Origin of the sequence: Pseudomonas sp. WS 5078, from assembly GCF_012985745.1 — a bacterium.
GTDB lineage: Bacteria > Pseudomonadota > Gammaproteobacteria > Pseudomonadales > Pseudomonadaceae > Aquipseudomonas > Aquipseudomonas lundensis_A.
Genome location: NZ_JAAQWX010000020.1, coordinates 74,336 through 91,288 on the forward strand (window position 1 = coordinate 74,336; position 16,953 = coordinate 91,288).

Here is a 16,953-nt window from a genome sequence, read left to right on the forward strand (position 1 = left end):
GGCTGTTACGGCGATTGACTGACAAACTTGCTGACGAAAATACCTACATGGATTTGGGTGTCTACCTTCACGCGCGCTCTCTTTAAACGTAGCGTTTGTGCCGGCTCCCGCATCGCACAGCAGTGCGCCCATGACTTAAGCTGTGATGCGATGCGCCAGACTGACGTCATTTTGAAACATCCCGAGACAAGGCGGTCTTGCAACACGCCTTCCCTCCCCGCCTGATGCCAACCTTTCATCGAACAGGACGCCGGTATGCGCCAATTGTTGAAACGCACCGCTACTGCCTTTTTACTGGCAGGCTCAAACGCCATGGTATTACCCGCCATGGCCAGCCCTCTCGACGCCACCGTGCAGGAAGCGGCCAACGCCGTCATGCAGGCATACAACGTGCCTGGTCTGGCTATCGGCATCAGTGTCAATGGCAAACAACAGTTCTACACCTACGGCGTCGCATCCAAAGCGGACGCTACCCCTGTGACCGCCGATACGCTGTTCGAAGTGGGCTCTATCAGTAAAACCCTGACCGCGACCCTGGCCGCTTACGCCCAAGCCAACGGGCAACTGTCGCTCAATCAAACGGTCGGTTCTTATTTGCCCGAATTGCGCAACACCCCTTTTGGCAACGTCACGCTGATCGGGCTGGCCACCCACACAGCCGGCGGTTTTCCATTGCAGGTGCCCGATGACGTTCAAAACGACGCGCAACTGATGGACTACCTCATCGCCTGGCAACCGGCCTACCCGCAGGGAACCCAGCGCAGCTATGCCAACCCGAGCATCGGCATGCTGGGCGTGATCACGGCCAAACGCATGCACCTGCCGTACACCCAAGCCCTGCAAGATCAGCTGTTACCTGCCCTGGGGATGAAAAACAGCTACTTGCAGGTGCCTGCCAGCGAGATGCCCCGCTATGCCCAGGGTTACAACAAAGAAGATGCACCCGTGCGTTTAGCCGGTGGCGTGTTAGCCGATGAGGCCTACGGCCTGAAAACCACAGTACGGGATCTGACTCATTTCGCTGAATTGAACGCAGGCATGGGTCAGGTCAGCAAGACGCTTCGACGTGCGCTCAATGCCACCCATACCGGTTACTTTCGTGTCGGCCCCATGACGCAGGATCTGGTGTGGGAACAATACCCTTACCCGGTCAGGCTTGAGGCGTTGCTCGAGGGCAACGCCAGTCAAATGGTGTATGAAACGCAACCGGTGGTTGCCCTTGACCCGCCTCTGGCACCGCAGCGCGAGGTGTGGATCAATAAGACCGGTTCAACCAATGGCTTTGGCGGCTACATTGCCTTCGTGCCAGCCAAAAAACAGGCCGTGGTCATCCTTGCGAACAAAAATTACCCGAACGAAGCCCGGGTAAAGCTGGCTCACACCCTGCTTCAAGCGTTGGATTAGGTTTCCTTGCGCAACACAAAAATGCTGCCCGCTCCCCGGCCGGGGAGCACATCGTATTGTTTGAGAACGCTGAAACCCGCCTCTGAAAACTGAGCTTCAACTTCCTCCTTGGCCACACAAATGCGCTGCGGGTAATGTGAGGATTTGATGCACAGGGAGAGGATCAAGGTGTCACGGCTGACCCGGTGCAATTCGCGCAAAATCGCCAGACGGTGTTCGCTGTCACGCACATGATGGAATAACTGCATGCAAAAAATGCAGTCCACAGCGTTTTCCGACATGTCGATGGTAAACACCGAGCTTTGGAACAAGGTGATACGCGCCAGCAAGCCCGAGGAGTGGTGAGTGCGGGCGTGATCCAACATACCCGCAGACGGGTCTGCGGCCAGAATCACCCGGTTGCCGTGTTCGGCCAGCAATGGCCAGAAACGCCCCGCTCCGCACGCCAGATCCAGTACCAGCCCCGGCTCGCCCGCGATTTTCAGCGCGCGCCGGATCAGCGACCGTTCACGCCACCTTGTCAGACGCTGGAGCACGCCTACAGGCCGCACGTCCTGGCACACCTGAGCATGCTCACGGTCGTAGCTTTCAGCAAATTCAAGCTCAATGGTGGAAGGTGGCTGCGATGACATGGCCCGCGAACTCTTGTGGTTTGAAGTTATTCGCAGAAGAGATTAATGGGGCGCCGGTGAAAAAATTGTCAGGAAAGAATGAAAACCTTCGTGGCCCTCCAGGCCGCTTCGCCCGTTGAACCACGCGTTTAGTCCTGACAAGAGCGGCGGATAGCCGCTCCCTCCGTTGGGCGATCAGGCCTGCTGCAAGTACCAGCGCCAGTCCTGCTCGCCCACTTCGCCCATGAACTGTCGGTATTCCGCATTTTTGACCGCCAGGTAGACGTTGAGAAACGCCGGGCCAAACGCCTCCTTGGCCCATTCGGAGCGTTCAAGGGCCCGCAGGGTCGTCAGCCAGTCAGTGGGCAATTGCTCGGCGGCCTGCGCATAACCATTGCCCTCGACCGGGGCGCCCGGATCGCGCTGCTCTCGAATCCCGCGATGTATACCGGCCAGAATGGCCGCAGCGGCCAAATACGGATTGGCATCGGCGCCGCAAATCCGGTGTTCGATATGCCGCGAGAAGGCCGGGCCGCCCGGCACTCGCAGGCTCACGGTGCGATTGTCCACGCCCCAGGTCGCCGCCAGCGGCGCGTAACTGTTGCTCTGAAAGCGCCGATAAGAGTTGGCATTCGGGCAAAACATCAGCAGTGAGTCCAATAAGGTACTGAGCATGCCGCCCACGGCCTGTCTGAGTAGCGGTGTTCCTGCGGGCGCTTCACTGGCGAACAGGTTGTTGCCGTCTTTGTCGGCCAGGCTGACGTGCATGTGCATGCCTGTCCCGGCAAGATCGTCAAATGGCTTGGCCATGAAGCACGCCGCCATCCCGTGTTTGTGCGCCACGCCCTTGACCAGTCGTTTGTAGCGCACGGCTTCGTCCATCGCCTGCAACGCGTCGGTACGATGCTCAAGGGTAATTTCCACTTGCCCCGGCGCGTATTCGGAAATGGCCGTGCGTGCCGGAATGCCTTGCAGCGTGCAGGCACTGTACAGATCGGCCAAAAACGGCTCGATTTGCTCCAGTTCACGCAAGCCGTATACCTGCGTCGCCCGTGGCCGTTGACCGTCGGCATCAAGCGCCGGTTGCGGCCGCCCCTGGCTGTCGCGCTTTTGGTCAAGCAAGTAAAACTCCAGTTCCGCCGCCATCACCGGGTAGTAGCCGTCGGCCTTTAGCCCGTCGATCACTTTGACCAGCAGATGCCGTGGGTCAGCCACAGTGGCGGGCATCCCTTGTTCAGGGTGCATGCTGACCTGCACCGCTGCCATCGGTATCTGGCGCCACGGCATGGGTTGCAGGCTGCCACTCAACGGGTAGGCGCGGCAGTCGATATCACCCACGTCCCAGACCAGACCGGTATTTTCCACATCGTCGCCATTGATGCTCAGGCCCAGAATGGTGCTCGGCAGCGGGCGGCCGCTTTCGTAGACCGCCAGCAGTTCATCGCGGTGTAGCCACTTGCCGCGCGGCACACCGTTGTTGTCGAGGATAAACAACTCAAACATCTCGATATCCGGGTGCAACGCCAGAAAGTCCAAGGCTTCTTGCAGGGGGGCAAACAGGGGGGCGGCACTCATGGGAATACTCGTTAAAAAGGCGTATCAGACAAGCGCGAAGAGGCGCGGTTGATCAACATCAGCCAACACAACGGGTATCCGGGGGGCGCGCATGGCGGCAGTGAAACAAAGCCCAAAACGCAAGTTCACAAGGAAGATCACACAAATCAAGGGTGGCGCAAGGGACAACACCCAGCTGCGGCCGTTCTGAGCGCGCGTACACGCCTGACAGCCACTGATGTTGAATCTCTATAAGGCCAAGCCTCATACCTGCAACCAATACCGAAAAAGTACCTGCAGCCTCCCATGCGCCGCAGCGCGCTTAAATACAGACTTATCAACCTTTGCGTGGCCAACCGCTAAACATATGAAGTGATCTGATCGCGAAGCGATACCGCTGGTCGTGCCCTGATGAACATCTTTTCATCGAACGTATGCATCCACGGCAAGGTCGGATTCTGTGTCTATCCTGCTTGGGCAACGGTTACTCACCTGACTCAAGCCGACTGTATTCTTACTTCAAGGAACCTCTCCCATGTCCCGAACGGTTGCTGATTACATCACCGAAACCCTGCAAGAGGCTGGCGTCAAGCGCGTGTTTGGCGTGGTGGGCGACTCGTTGAACGGCTTTACCGACTCGTTGCGCCGTCAGGAGCGCATTGAGTGGATTCACATGCGTAACGAAGAAGCGGCGGCCTTTGCCGCCGGTGCCGAGGCGCATTTGACCGGTGAACTGGCGGTGTGCGCCGGCAGCTGCGGTCCCGGCAACCTGCATTTGATCAACGGCCTGTTCGACGCCCATCGCAGCGGCGTACCGGTGCTGGCGCTGGCCGCGCATATTCCCAGCAGCGAAATCGGCATTGACTACTTCCAGGCCACCCACCCCGAAAGCCTGTTCAAGGAATGCAGCCATTACGTGGAACTGGTCTCGCACCCCGAGCAGTTGCCGCAGATTCTGGAGCGCGCCATGCGCATGGCCATCGCCAAACGCGGCGTGGCGGTGGTGGTGATTCCCGGGGATGTGGCCCTGCAAACCACGCAAGCCAAGGTGCCCAACTGGCTCAAGCCCGCCACGCCACTGATTCGCCCCGCCGATGCCGAGATCGATGAGTTGGCCTCATTCCTCAATGACGGACGTAAAGTGACTTTGCTGTGCGGCGCAGGGTGTGCGGGGGCACATACCGAAGTGCTGGCGCTGGCGGAGCGCCTGAAAGCGCCGATTGTGCATGCGTTGCGCGGCAAGGAACACGTCGAATACGACAACCCGTATGACGTCGGCATGACCGGCCTGATCGGCTTTGCGTCCGGTTATAAAGCGATGATGAACTGCGATACGTTGCTGATGTTGGGCACCAACTTTCCGTACCGTCAGTTCTTCCCGGAGCACGGCAATATTGCGCAAATCGATTTGCGTCCCGAGGCGTTGGGCAACCGTTGCCCGTTACAGCTCGGGTTGCTGGGTGACGTGAAGCTGACGTTACAGGCCGTGTTGCCCAAGGTCATACAAAACGCCGACAGTGATCACCTGGAGGCCGCCCTCAAGGACTACAAAAAGTCCCGGGAAGACCTCGATGCGCTGGCCGAAAGCGGGCCAAACAGCGACATCATTCACCCGCAGTACCTCAATCGACTGGTCAGCGAACTGGCGGATGACGACGCCATTTTCACCTGCGACGTCGGCACGCCCACTGCCTGGGCAGCGCGTTATTTGAAGATGAACGGCAAGCGGCGTCTGGTCGGGTCGTTTAACCACGGCTCCATGGCCAATGCCATGCTGCAAGCCATTGGTGCGCAGGCAGCCTTCCCGGACCGGCAAGTGGTGTCGATGTCGGGTGACGGCGGTTTCACGATGATGATGGGCGACTTTCTGACGCTGAATCAGGTGGGCTTGCCCATCAAGGTCATTGTGTTGAACAACGGCACGCTCGGCTTTGTCGAGATGGAAATGAAAGCGGCGGGGTTTCCCGACGTGGGCTGCGACCTGAAAAACCCGAACTTCGCAGCAATGGCCGAGGCCATGGGCGTCAAAGGCATTCGCGTGGAACACCCTTCGCAACTAGAAGCCGCGCTGCGTGAAGCCTTCAGCCATCCTGGGCCGGTGTTGGTGGATGTGGTCAGCGCCCGTCAGGAACTGGTCATGCCGCCGACCAAAACCTTCGAACAAGCCAAAGGCTTTAGCCTGTTCATGCTCAAAACGGTGATGGATGGCCGCGCACGGGAATTGATTGATCTAGCCAAGGTCAACCTGTTGCGTTGAGTTCGCCGCAACAGCAAAACCCTTGGGGCCTGCGCCTCAGGGGTTTTGCTTTGCCCGGAGTCCGCGACGGCTTATGGATCGACGCTGGAGGCTACCAAGTCAAATTTTGTAATAACTCTGCACGACAGAAAAAGGCTGGATCGCTGTAGTCTTGCCCTCCCTCATTGACGCAAGGTTTATATGAACACCCTTCTGGAGCCTCCCAGTCGCTTCTTGGCACTCGCCGCCCCTCTACGCCCGCATCGCTCCACCTCACCTCCCTGCACTGTCTCCGTTCGGTGCTTGTTTGCTTTCTCAGTGCTTGGCCTGCCCCTGACACCTACGCTGCGCGCGTGCGTCGGCGCGTCTGTGACCACCTGGCCTGTCGTTTTCCGTTTTAAGCAAGAGGTTTACTGATTCCTATGGAATGGATTGCAGATCCTACGGCCTGGTTAGGCCTGTTGACGTTGATTGTGCTGGAGCTGGTGCTGGGTATTGACAACCTGGTGTTTATCGCGATTCTGGCGGACAAACTGCCGCCGGAGCAGCGCGACCGTGCACGTGTCATCGGCTTGTCGCTGGCGCTGATCATGCGACTGGGCCTGTTGGCCAGTATCTCGTGGATGGTGACGCTCACCGAGCCGCTGTTCGAGGTGTTTGGCAAAGTGTTCTCGGGCCGCGACCTGATCATGCTGTTCGGTGGTCTGTTCCTGTTGTTCAAGGCAACGATGGAGCTGCATGAGCGGCTGGAAGGCCATGTGTCTGAACGCACCTCAAACACGACCTACGCACTGTTCTGGCCGATCGTGGCGCAAATCGTGGTGCTGGACGCCGTGTTTTCCCTGGACGCCGTGATCACGGCGGTGGGCATGGTCGAGCACTTGTCGGTCATGATGATTGCCGTGGTGTTCTCCATCGGCCTGATGATGCTGGCCAGCAAGCCGTTGACCCGCTTCGTCAACAGCCACCCGACGGTGATCATGCTGTGTCTGGGCTTCCTGATGATGATCGGCTTCAGTCTCACGGCTGAGGGGCTGGGCTTCCACATTCCCAAAGGCTACCTGTATGCAGCCATTGGCTTCTCGATCCTGATCGAGTTGTTCAACCAGATCGCACGTGCTCGCCGCAAAAAGAGCCTGCAAGGTGTACGCCCGATGCGTGAGCGCACGGCGCACGCCGTCATGCGCCTGTTGAGCGGACGCAAGCTGGAAGCGGATGAAGTGGACGACGAAATTGCTGACATGCTGGATGGCGGCGAGACCAAAGAGGTGTTTCACCGTCGCGAACGCATCATGATCAGCGGCGTGTTGCAGTTGGCTGAGCGCCCTATACGTAAGGTGATGACGCCGCGCGCCACCATCGACCACATCGACTTGGCTGATTCGCCCGAGACCATTCGTACGACCCTGATGCACTCGTCCTATTCGCGCTTACCGCTCATTCGCGAAGGGCGAATTGATGAGCCGCTGGGGTTCATTCACAAGAAAGAACTGCTCAAGGAATTACTCGCGGGCAATCAGCCGAATCTGGAGGCCATGGCGCGTAAAACCATCAACTTGTTGGACAGCTTCTCGATCCTCAACGCCCTGGAACAGATGCGCAAGGAATCGACGCATATTGCGTTTGTCGTCAATGAATTCGGGGATTTTCTCGGCATTCTGACCATGACCGACATTCTGGAGTCCATTGCGGGCGAGCTACCGGATGCCAGTGAAATCGACGGCCCGGACATCGACGTGCTGGACGACGGTTTTGCCGTCAGCGGTGCGTTGAACCTGAGTCAGGTGCGTGAGCGCACCGGGTTCCCGGCCCAAAGCACGGACGACTATCACACCGTTGCGGGGATGGTCATGAGCCTGCTGGACCGCTTGCCGATCAAGGGTGACCGGATTCAATGGCAGGACTGGAACCTGACCGTCACTGAAGTCGAAGAACGGCGTGTGACCCGCGTTCACCTGTCCAAATCGTAAAAACCTGAGCGCCCTTGCCACTTTTCACACAAGCGGCAAGGGCTGTACCACTGCGCAAAAGCGCAATGCGGCCTTTCACTCCTCCAGAACAATCGCTTAATATACGTTTCATATGCATTTCATATTGAGCGTACCAATGGGCATCGTAAAAATTTCAGACCCCATGCACGAAAACCTGCGGCTCGCGAGCAATGCGCTGAGCCGCTCTATCAACGCGCAAGCCGAACACTGGATGCGCATCGGCATGCTGAGCGAGCTACACCCTGACCTGGACCACAACCACATCTGCCGTTTGCTGATACGCGCCGAACTGGCGGGCGGTCTGGACCTCAAGTCCCTGAGCGAACTGACAGTTAACGCTTCCCTCCTCGAAACCGTATCGCAGGCCGATCAATGAGAAACCACGTCGTCATCAACAGCCCGGCGCAAATCGCTCAGTCCAAACTGGCAGGCATGCTGGCTGCCGAAGTCCTGGCCATGATCGCGGAACACGTTAAACCCGGCGTGACCACTGACCAACTGGACAAACTCTGCCATGACTACATCGTCAACGTGCAGAAGGCTATCCCGGGCAACGTGGGTTATCACGGTTTCCCGAAAACAGTCTGCACCTCGGTGAACGATGTCGTGTGCCACGGCATCCCGTCGGCCATCCCGCTGAAAGACGGCGATATCGTCAACATCGATATCGCGGTGGTCAAGGACGGCTGGTACGGCGACACCAGCCGCATGTACTTCGTGGGAGAACCGAGCCCTGAGGCCCGCCACTTGGTGAAAACCACTTACGACGCCATGTGCGCCGGGATTCGCGTGGTGCGCCCCGGTGCGACCTTGGGCGATATCGGGCATGCCATTCAATCCCTGGCCGAGAAAGCAGGCTACAGCGTGGTACGCGAATACTGCGGCCACGGCATCGGCAAGGTGTACCACGATGAACCCCAAGTACTGCACTACGGCTTCCCGGGCCAAGGCATGAAATTGAAAACCGGCATGATTTTCACCATCGAGCCCATGCTCAACGCTGGCAAACGCCACGTAAAAACCTTGGCCGATCAATGGACCGTGGTGACCAAGGACCATTCGCTGTCTGCCCAATGGGAGCACATGGTGGCTGTCACTGATAACGGCTTCGAAGTCCTCAGCCCGTGGCCGGACAGCGTGCCTGATTACCCGCCTGTTTGCTGAAACGCATGATGAATGAGCGGGCTTGCCGAGCAGGCATGCCCGTGCAGGTGACCGCTGCCGTAGGTCAGCCAGCTGACTTTGTGGCCATCCGTGCGGGGCGGGTGGTGGCGATGCGTTTCGTGGTGCCACACGGCAACCACCGGGGTTTGCAGGCTAGGGTAGTGCTAGCGTCCCACCACGCATGCAGCCAAATACCTATGGAGGCCAAAAGGCAAAAAAAACACTGGATATATCTACCCGGCACGCGAGGCGACAGACTCACTAGCGAGCGTGTCCAAGATTTTCAGATTGCATACTAGTCCCCTGACTGGAGCCGTCTTCATCCCAACATCTTCTCAACCTCCCTACAATTTCGTCTTGTGAATAAACAAACTCCTCACCAGCACTCACCCCTATAATTCGGCCAAGTAATTCGTTTAACTTTTCATCCTTATATTGATAAGAACGACAATCAAGTGATTTGGCGTACACCTGTTTTACGACAACATTTGGGTTATACGCAGTCACTTCAAGGCACTCCATTATGTCGCAAACCAAACTACTGCGTTCATCATACCCAATCATTTTCATTACCTACACTGGCAGTTTTTTACTGCTTTACCACTAGGCGTGGATATTCCCTGGTCTATATCTGCTTTTATTGGCGGATAATGGGGCAAGTCAAGAATTTCACCATTATTGATCTTAGGGTGTACGCGATTAACTGCCCCTGAATGATCATAAGTTTCTTCCCATGCTCGTACCTGACAGTAGCAGGCGTGAACTCCGTAACATGAGATTGCCCTTTAGTAGCCCCGGCTATTCTGGCCGGTGCTTCTTTGTATTAATACCTGATACGTCCATCAGGCATGGTGGCGTGTGCGATCCGCTGAAATTTCTGCTCCTTCTAGCGCAGAAAACTTCCGCCTTATCTTCTGTGCCGGGCTATCAGCCCTTAGCCCAAACGGATCAACCCACTCCACCGGATTAAGCGCATACGCATACAGATTCAACCCACCCGCATAGCTGATCGGGTCTTTGCTGACAAACCGTCCGGCCCGTGGATCAAAGTACCTATACCGATTGTAGTGCAGCCCTGTTTCGTGATCGTGGTACTGGTCCACGAAACCAGATCGGATTATTCAATCCTGCACGCCACGCCTATTAACCTCGCTCGCATGCAGCTACTGCCAGCTTCAGATTTTTAAGCGCACTGTGGAAATCATTATAGACAGGGTCTGTAGGCGGAAGCGGATTCCCATTATTTAAAAACCCTTCTACCCCCTTATCAATAGCTTTGATTAATATACAAAAATCACACACCCCTAATAGTTCATTTTCTACCCATACGAACACCCCCTTTCTTTGGAGTTCGAAAAATAACGAAAATGACGAATCCACACCGACAAATTCGCATTTCCTGCCAACCTTCAGGCTTAACAAAGTATCGACCAAGGATACAACCGACAAATAAACCATCATCAACAGCCTGGGACTGCCTTTTGAAGATATTTCTTTCTCCCCAAAAGAAAATTGCATATCTCCCAAATCAAAACCTGTCACTTTGCCAGTGTCATTTCTGCAAACAGAAAATTCAAACATAACCTACTCACTCCTGACAGGAAATACTGTGATAGTTCGATTGCCATCTTGGGAATCAAATACCCCTCGCGCTCGGTCTTTTCTACCATTTACTTTAAGTCGTTTTTCAAACGTTTGGATTTGCCGATTCGGGTCGCTGATTCGCGTACCTTTCTTCACCAGACACTCGCACACCTTCAAAATTTGCTCTTTAGTTGTTCCTTTCGGAAACAAGTCTCCAGCTCCGCCTGGATGAGTTCCACTGATATGACGCTCATCAATATGCTGCCATCCCTCCTTATGATTGCCAAACTCAATACGTGGTTTAGACGTCTTACGTCCGGCCAACCCCAACGCATCAACCCACTCCACAGGATTAGGCGCATACGCGTACAGATTCAAGCCACCCGCATAGCTGCATTAGCAGAGTAGGCACTGCTGACCCTCCCCCCGCCATCAGGAAATTACCTGTACAGCGGGTAGCTGACTTTATGACAGTCTCCGGCAATGGACTTGCCGTTGAAGTCGGTCCCGATAAAAGCGTTAAGTACTACTTTTCCGTGGGTGGTGGAGTCGCACTAATAGATGATGTCTTTCATTGCCACCCAATGCCTTTAAATTTCGCATACTAAAAATACAAAACACCTTATACATCATTTAGATAGCGTTACGGTGCTCCCATTTTTCTGCACTATTACGCCAGACATTTACTCCACTAATTTTAGGTGTTCCGCTTTCCATATTTAAAATATATTGGTAACGCTGATTAATACCTTTCGTTTTTCTTGTTTCAACCGTCCACCCCGTACCAAAACGATTTTCAGTATCCATTAAAACCGTCTGATCATATTCAGGTGGTCGCCCAGTACCTAAGGTTTCGAGTCGAGCAGCACCAAGAGTATTTAAGCTTTTCGCGCTAAGATTTTCAGAGAATATATCAACCAACCGTGCTTTCGCATCAGCATCAGCACGACATCTGTACTCAGTACTATGTTTGTAATGGTCGCTTTTCTTCTCAGCATGAAAGCCCGCCTCCCACACAACCATCTGATTTATGAACGTTTGAACTCTCTCTGCAGGTGACATTGATTTCATCTCCGTTTCAACAGTTGCAAGAACATGGATTAAGAAATATCCGAGACTCAGTACTGCCGTCAACTCTGGCTTGGTACAGAATTGAATGCGGCCGGGTTGATCCTTCATCGTATTGCGGGACCACACGAACAATTACATTACTGCCGCGTTTCACTGATTCTGCTACGTCACCTTCAAAGTCACGAAATTCTCCACGATTGACGCTAGGAGCCTGAGGAAAAACATTACTTTTGCCACCACTTCCGCCAAGTCGATTTCCTATGGCATGGCCCGCATCATCGCCTTCACAGCCTAAGTTTCGAGCAAAAATTCGTGAACTCGAATTTGTACTTGTTCCTTTACCTAAATCTTCAGTACGTATTTTTGCTGTTGCACTTTTCAGAGACCCATTTTCGTTGTGACGATATTTTGCATGTAAGCCTGAATCACTAAGACCCAACGCATCAACTCACGCCACCGGATTAGGCGCATACGCGTACAGACTCAAGCCACCCGCATAGCTGATCGGGTCTTTGCTGACAAACCGTCCGGCCCGTGGATCATAGTACCTATACCGATTGTAGTGCAGCCCTGTTTCGTGATCGTGGTACTGGCCCTGAAACCTGATCGGGTTGGTCAGGCCTTGGCGTTGTGTACATTCCGAGCGTTGTTCTTTGACTTTTATCCATACTTTGTATGGCGCGCTCTAGGGGCCGTGCAAAAGTTTTCGATATACTCTCGCAGGTTATCATTTAATCCAAGTTGAATTTTAAAGGTCGGTATTAATACTCAACTAATCATAATTTCTATGGGGCTCTTGCAAGCAGTGCAACCCCTGTTTACGTAGCAAGTAGTGCTGCCACTACGGTAATCGGTTTGTCGTTGAACTCTGACCAAGAAAATACTTCTGGAACGACGTCCGCCGCGAATGGTAAGATCGCCCATCCAGAGGATATCTCTCATTGAGTGATCTACTTTTTGCTGAGCATTGACGCCTATCAATATCTATTGGAGCGTCTATTCATACTGACCAATCTCATTTATTAGGTCGAGTTTTAGAGTTTGTGGTGATTTTATTAATCCTTCATCTGTAGGTGTTGGAAAAATTAGACATTCTCTCTTGTCTCTTTCCCTGCCCGGGATCCAGGTATTTAAGAACTTTTCTGTGTCAATACGCTCTGCATTTAGTCCCTGCCATTCATCAGTGGCACAAATATTTGCGAAACACTCTTCAGGCCAGAATGGAATTAAAATTGAACTTCCTTTTGATGTTGCCCAACCTTCTTTAAATAAACCCCATAGGTACATTGAGTCTGCTATTTTTCGTAAAAAATAGTCATATCTCGCTTCCTTGGTGAGAGATATGACGTTTTGAATTTTGTTAGGGTGTACACTCATTAGTAGCCACCTATCCTGTGCTGAGTTTTGTGTAAGTCTGCATTTTGTGGTTCAGAATGGCGATAGCAGTGACCTGTTTTGGCTGGTGTAGTGTGTCCATGCGCCAATTAAAGACCGGGCGATTTGGATTTTCGGGAATTGCCGGGGAGTCGAATCGACCTTCGATTTCGCGTATCAATATGGCGTAGTTCATTTCGTATCCAGCCGCGAACATATCGTGGTTGTTTAGGATCATCGGCCAGTGCTCGGAGTCTTTCTTGCTTATTTGATCTTCCATGGGACCCGTCGCAGCATATTGGGCAAGCAATCTTTGCCATCAAGCCCAACGGATCAACCCACTCCACCGGATTAGGCGCATACGCATACAGGTTCAAGCCACCCGCATAGCTGATCGGGTCTTTGCTGACAAACCGTCCGGCCCGTGGATCATAGTACCTATACCGATTGTAGTGCAGCCCTGTTTCGTGGTCGTGGTACTGGCCCTGAAACCTGATCGGATTGGTCAGGCCTTTCTGCCGTGCCCATTCCGAGCGTTGTTCTTTGACTTCACCCCACGCTTTGTACTGCGCGCTCCAGGCGATTTGGCCGGTGTGGTCGGTCAGTTCTTGTGGCGTGCCGAGGTGGTCGCACTGGTACCACGCCAATACGTCTATCGGCAGCGCTTGCGGGGTGTGGGTCCACAGCGGGTCTTGGTCGATGTCGTAGGCACCGGTGTAACTCGGCTGGGCCAGCAGGCGCATCGGTTGGTGGCGCAGGTGGCGTTGAAGTGTTGGCCCAATGCGTCGTGGTGTTTTTCTGGCTCAAATAAATCAAACGATCCGCTCAGTCGAACGCTTCTACGCTGCCTCTTAAATAACGGATTCAAGATCAATACCGTAATGAGCATCTCTTAGGGATTACGAACACCCTTACTAATTCTTCCTCAACAACCTCATCAAAAAACCTACTTTCATAAAAGTCAAAAATCGCTTCACCGTCGCAATGTGTAAAACATGCTTGAACCGCTTCAAGCTCTAAAGATTTCTCGACTGGATCATTATGTAAAACTCTTTTATAGAAACCATTCTTAATAGCTTTCGGATAAACAAAAAAATTGGGTATTAATATGCCGGTCTCTGCAGAGAAACTAAAATCGGTATAAGTAATCCCAAAAAAAGTATCTTTCATCCCCCTACCTTCTGCTATGACATCAATACTGCTCAATAGATAAATAGCCAGGCCTGCTAGGTATCTAGAAATTTGAGCGGCGTTCATTTGCTCCTTCAAAAAGTCAAGTCTGCAATACCTTGACACCAGAGGGATTTCCTCGAAGGATTCATAATCCAATAAAAACACATCTAGATTATCGTAGGGCTCAAAACGGATTATCTTCTTGTAAACATCTGTCATCTTCATTTCTTATAAATACTCCAGCCATGGGAATTAAGCCATTCAATTGTTTTTTTAGAAAATGAGATTCTACCTCTTGAGGTATCATGTATCGACCCATCAAGATTATAACCTGAACCACATTTACAATGCGCATGCCACTGGCTGCCAGGAACACTTTGTTCAGGGCTATCAATTCTCACGATATCCTTGGGACCTTGTTTTTTATTAATCTTTGATTGAGCATCCTTGGGGCTTCCAACCTGACTCAATTTTTTTGCTAAACCTAACGCATCAACCCACTCCACCGGATTAGGCGCATACGCATACAGGTTCAACCCACCCGCATAACTGATCGGGTCTTTACTGATAAACCGTCCGGCCCGTGGATCATAGTACCTATACCGATTGTAGTGCAGCCCTGTTTCGTGATCGTGGTACTGGCCTTGAAACCTGATCGGGTTGCTTAGGCCTTGGCGTTGTGCCCATTCCGAGCGTTGCTCTTTGACTTCTCCCCACGCTTTGTACTGCGCGCTCCAGGCGATTTGGCCGGTGTGGTCGGTCAGTTCTTGTGGCGTGCCGAGGTGGTCGCACTGGTACCACGCCAGTACGTCTATCGGCAGCGCCTGCGGGGTGTGGGTCCACAGCGGGTCTTGGTCGATGTCGTAGGCACCGGTGTAACTCGGCTGGACCAGCAGGCGCATCGGTTGGTGGCGCAGGGCCTGGGCCACGGGGACGAAGGTGCCGGGTTCGTAGAGGTAGTGGACGGTTTTGCCGCTCGCGCCGTCAGCCTGTGCGGGGCTGCTTTCCCACGCCAAAGTGTCGCCGTCCCAGCCGAATAAGGTGAAGCCGCAGCCCAGTTCGCGCTGTTTGCGGGCCTGTTCGTTTTGGTTCCACTGCGAGCCCGCTTCGCTTCGGTGTGGGTGGTGGGCGTTGGAGTATTTGTAAAGACGTCTTCCCAGCGGGTCGTAGGCGTAGTCGACGCGCAGTCGGTTGTCTTCAAAGCGTACCAGGCGGTCGAACAGGTCCCAGTGCAGGCGGCTTTGCTGGCCGTTGTGCCAGCGGCGGGTCTGGTTGCCGCGTTCGTCGTAGTCGTAGTGGGTGCCGGCGTATTCGCGCAGCAGGTTGTCCATCAGTTTGTTGCGCTTGGCGTCCTGGTCCAGCGGGCGTTGGACCTGTTGGTTTTTTTCATCCAGCAGGTTGCTGGCCGGGTCGAAGGCGAAGGTTTCGACGCCCAGTCGGCTGGTGGCGTTGAGCAGTCGGCCTACCGGGTCGTAGCGGTACGATAACGGGCCGCGACGGCTGTCCTGGATGTCGGTCAGTTGGCTGGCCGCGTCGTACTGATAGGTGCGTTTGAGCAGGGTGGTTTTGTCGTCGCTGCGGCCCAGCAGTTGTTCTTGCAGGCGCCCGGCCGGGTCCCATTGCTGGGTCTGCAGCAAGCGGTTGCCCTGGTGGCGGGCGACTTTGCGGTGCAGGTCGTCTGCGCTCGTAGCAATAGTTTATGGTTTCGGGATAAATCCTGGCGTCTTGTTAGATTCCTTACGAACTCCGCGACCTATAAATAATCGCCAATTTTTGCCGCTGCTAACTGCTTTTTCGGTCCAGTAGTAGTTATCTAAAATCTTGTAAGTGGTACCGTCGCTTGCTATGACTCCTTTTCGAGCGTACTTCTTAAATAATTTATTCAACTCTCGATTGACTATTTTTTCAACACTAGAACTGTCGGCGCTGTAGCGTGTTGCCCCAATAGCATACTCATCCTCCCCTCCGTAAGATACAGTAACGAAGCCCTTTCTTTGCTCACGCCTGAATGTTTCTCTTGTATGCAAAGCTATTACCCCCTCATACTTTCTTTCACCAAAAAACCAATCACAAAAAGAAAAATCACTTTCATTAAAGTCCTTTAGATTAAGATTATCTAAGCGCGCGAATTTTTTCTCTATCTTATGCCAAAAATACAAGCAAAACCCTGTATTTGCCATGAGCTCCGAATTAATGCTTACAAACTCTTCAAACATCAAAAAAATTATTTTATCCATTAACTATTTCCTTTGGCAGGTGCAATTATATGGCCGGAATTGCACGTCATCAGGAGCAAATTCTCCCTTGATTTTTGTTCTTAGATCATCAAGTGCCTGTTTCTCTCGAAAAATCGGAGTTGTTTGGTCTGCACGATTTTTACCGACATTGCCGTAGATGAGTTTTCCCTCTACATCCTCGTAAATTATATCTGGGCGACGACCTCCTTTATTACCTCCTGGCGTGAGGACTAACTGCTCTTTCTTGACCCCGCCCCCAGCAATGACTCTCCCCCCAGAAGCTTCAACCTCTTGGCCCCAAGCTTGAATAACTTGATTATGTGGACCCTCTCCATTGGTTTTAGGGCCTCGCTTAGCAAGCCCCAACGCATCAACCCACCCCGTTGGATTAGGCGCATACGCATACAGGTTCAACCCACCCGCATAACTGATCGGGTCTTTGCTGATAAACCGTCCGGCCCGTGGATCATAGTACCTATACCGATTGTAGTGCAGCCCTGTTTCGTGATCGTGGTACTGGCCCTGAAAACGAATCGGATTCTTTAGCCCTTGGC

Annotated in this window: 15 protein-coding genes and 3 pseudogenes; 5 read left to right on the forward strand and 13 right to left on the reverse strand. The window is 53.5% G+C overall.

Annotated features, from left to right (window positions below):
- Nucleotides 1–312: 312 nt before the first annotated feature.
- Entirely contained in the window at nt 313–1,404 is a 1,092-nt protein-coding gene (gene ampC / locus HBN68_RS21030; protein WP_262373581.1) for a class C beta-lactamase, read from the forward strand.
- Here the strand turns inward: ampC and HBN68_RS21035 are convergent.
- Entirely contained in the window at nt 1,401–2,036 is a 636-nt protein-coding gene (locus HBN68_RS21035) for a class I SAM-dependent methyltransferase (RefSeq protein ID WP_169965986.1), read from the reverse strand. The two genes, ampC and HBN68_RS21035, sit on opposite strands and share 4 nt — an antisense overlap.
- Nucleotides 2,037–2,210: 174 nt before the next feature.
- Nucleotides 2,211–3,590 (reverse strand): glutamine synthetase family protein, encoded by a 1,380-nt coding sequence (locus tag HBN68_RS21040; protein WP_094994062.1) that lies wholly within the window; start codon nt 3,588–3,590, stop codon nt 2,211–2,213.
- 514 nt (nt 3,591–4,104) lie between these two features.
- Between HBN68_RS21040 and poxB the strand changes: the two genes are divergently transcribed.
- The 4 genes from poxB to map all read left to right on the forward strand — a co-directional run bounded on the left by poxB (nt 4,105) and on the right by map (nt 8,960).
- A complete protein-coding gene (poxB, locus tag HBN68_RS21045) occupies nt 4,105–5,826 on the forward strand; it encodes a ubiquinone-dependent pyruvate dehydrogenase (RefSeq protein WP_169965988.1) in 1,722 nt (573 codons plus the stop codon).
- 401 nt (nt 5,827–6,227) lie between these two features.
- Nucleotides 6,228–7,775, forward strand: coding sequence for a TerC family protein (locus HBN68_RS21050; RefSeq protein WP_094994064.1), 1,548 nt, complete (start codon nt 6,228–6,230; stop codon nt 7,773–7,775).
- Nucleotides 7,776–7,911: 136 nt separating this feature from the next.
- Nucleotides 7,912–8,172 (forward strand): ParD-like family protein, encoded by a 261-nt coding sequence (locus HBN68_RS21055; protein ID WP_094994065.1) that lies wholly within the window; start codon nt 7,912–7,914, stop codon nt 8,170–8,172.
- A complete protein-coding gene (gene map / locus HBN68_RS21060) occupies nt 8,169–8,960 on the forward strand; it encodes a type I methionyl aminopeptidase (protein WP_094994066.1) in 792 nt (263 codons plus the stop codon). The genes HBN68_RS21055 and map overlap by 4 nt, the downstream gene beginning before the upstream one ends.
- A gap of 261 nt (nt 8,961–9,221) precedes the next feature.
- Here the strand turns inward: map and HBN68_RS21065 are convergent, their stop codons facing one another.
- The 11 genes and pseudogenes from HBN68_RS21065 to HBN68_RS22340 form a co-directional block, all read right to left on the reverse strand.
- A complete protein-coding gene (locus HBN68_RS21065) occupies nt 9,222–9,524 on the reverse strand; it encodes a hypothetical protein (protein ID WP_178088646.1) in 303 nt (100 codons plus the stop codon).
- Nucleotides 9,525–9,802: 278 nt separating this feature from the next.
- Nucleotides 9,803–10,063 carry an RHS repeat-associated core domain-containing protein gene (locus HBN68_RS22070; RefSeq protein ID WP_346010230.1) on the reverse strand — a complete coding sequence of 87 codons (261 nt, stop codon included), beginning with the start codon at nt 10,061–10,063 and terminating at the stop codon, nt 9,803–9,805.
- 40 nt (nt 10,064–10,103) lie between these two features.
- A complete protein-coding gene (locus tag HBN68_RS21075) occupies nt 10,104–10,541 on the reverse strand; it encodes a hypothetical protein (protein ID WP_169893924.1) in 438 nt (145 codons plus the stop codon).
- Nucleotides 10,542–11,177: 636 nt separating this feature from the next.
- Nucleotides 11,178–11,723, reverse strand: a complete 546-nt coding sequence (locus tag HBN68_RS21080; RefSeq protein WP_222931633.1) for a hypothetical protein — start codon at nt 11,721–11,723, stop codon at nt 11,178–11,180.
- 343 nt (nt 11,724–12,066) lie between these two features.
- Nucleotides 12,067–12,300: pseudogene (locus tag HBN68_RS21090) on the reverse strand (RHS repeat-associated core domain-containing protein); the annotation flags it as partial.
- Nucleotides 12,301–12,611: 311 nt separating this feature from the next.
- Complete coding sequence (locus HBN68_RS21095; protein ID WP_169965994.1) at nt 12,612–12,992, reverse strand: DUF2750 domain-containing protein; 381 nt, start codon at nt 12,990–12,992, stop codon at nt 12,612–12,614.
- Between the two features lie 317 nt (nt 12,993–13,309).
- Nucleotides 13,310–13,747 (reverse strand): annotated as a pseudogene (locus HBN68_RS21100) (RHS repeat-associated core domain-containing protein); the annotation flags it as partial.
- Between the two features lie 112 nt (nt 13,748–13,859).
- Complete coding sequence (locus tag HBN68_RS21105; RefSeq protein WP_169965999.1) at nt 13,860–14,387, reverse strand: Imm15 family immunity protein; 528 nt, start codon at nt 14,385–14,387, stop codon at nt 13,860–13,862.
- A gap of 251 nt (nt 14,388–14,638) precedes the next feature.
- A pseudogene (locus HBN68_RS21110) lies at nt 14,639–15,841 on the reverse strand (RHS repeat-associated core domain-containing protein); the annotation flags it as partial.
- A gap of 18 nt (nt 15,842–15,859) precedes the next feature.
- Nucleotides 15,860–16,399, reverse strand: a complete 540-nt coding sequence (locus HBN68_RS21115; RefSeq protein ID WP_169966001.1) for a hypothetical protein — start codon at nt 16,397–16,399, stop codon at nt 15,860–15,862.
- A gap of 3 nt (nt 16,400–16,402) precedes the next feature.
- A partial coding sequence (locus tag HBN68_RS22340) for an RHS repeat-associated core domain-containing protein (protein ID WP_262378094.1) occupies nt 16,403–16,953 on the reverse strand: 551 nt, incomplete at its 5' end.